Origin of the sequence: Streptomyces sp. FH025 (assembly GCF_017427025.1) — a bacterium.
Taxonomy (GTDB): Bacteria; Actinomycetota; Actinomycetes; order Streptomycetales; family Streptomycetaceae; genus Kitasatospora.
Genome location: NZ_JAFLNG010001239.1, coordinates 1 through 1017, shown reverse-complemented (window position 1 = coordinate 1017; position 1017 = coordinate 1). Strand labels below are relative to the sequence as shown.

Below are 1017 nucleotides of genomic sequence, written 5' to 3'. Positions count from 1 at the left end.
GAGGAGAAACCTTCATGCGCATCACCGTGTTCGGCGCCACCGGCAACGTCGGCAGCCGCGTCGTGACCGAGGCGCTCGCCCGCGGCCACGAGGTCACCGCCGTCGTACGGGACCCGGCCAAGCCGCACGTCCTGCCGGCCGGCGCGGGCCTGGTCGTCGGCGACGCCCGCGACCCCGAGGACGTCGCCCGGATATCCGTCGGCCAGGACGCGGTCATCACCGCCACCCGGCCGGCGCCCGGCAGCGAGCCGGAGCTGCTCACCGCCACCCGGGGCCTGCTGGTCGGCCTGGCCGGCACCGGCGTGCGCCTGCTGGCGGTCGGCGGCGCCGGCAGCCTGGTCGTCCCGGGCACCGGTGGCACGACCCTCGTGGAGAGCCCCGGCTTCCCGGCCGGGATCCGCGCGATCGCGCTGGCCTGCGGCGAGCAGCTCGACCTCTACCGCGCCGACGAGAAGGCCGACTGGACCTACCTGAGCCCGGCCGCCCTGCTGGAGCCCGGCGCGCGCACCGGCCGCTTCCGGCTCGGCCTGGACGAGCTGCTGGTGGACGCCGAGGGCCGATCGGTGATCTCCATGGAGGACCTCGCCGTCGCACTGCTCGACGAAGTCGAGCGGCCCGCCCACCGGCGCGCCCGCTTCACCGCCGCGTACTGAACCGGGCGCTGGCGCCCTCACCCGGGCGGAGGTGTAGCCAGCACCACCTCGAAGACGGTGTCCTGCCCCATCGTCCGTCAGGTGCCGCGTCGGACAGGATCCTTCTCGTGAACAACACCGCATCCCGCACCCGCCGGGCGGCCGTCGCCCTCGCGGCCGCCCTCCTCGCCGGCCTCGCCCTGCCCGCCACGGCGAACGCCGACTCCGGCCGCGGCCCCGGCGACGCCGGGCCCGTACCCGCCCGCTACACCGGCCAGACCCTCGACTGGCAGCCCTGCGCGGACCAGCCGGCGCTCGACTGCGCCACCATGGCCGTCCCGCGCGACTGGCACCACCCCGGGGCGGGGGCCGACCTGTCCATCGC

The 1017-nt window shown here is 76.6% G+C and carries 1 protein-coding gene and 1 pseudogene; both read left to right on the top strand.

The features are described 5' to 3' along the window. A partial coding sequence (locus tag J0670_RS38665) for an NAD(P)H-binding protein (RefSeq protein ID WP_307806882.1) occupies positions 1 to 653 on the top strand: 653 nt, incomplete at its 5' end. A gap of 107 nt (positions 654 to 760) precedes the next feature. Beyond that, positions 761 to 1017 (top strand): annotated as a pseudogene (locus tag J0670_RS38660) (hypothetical protein); the annotation flags it as partial.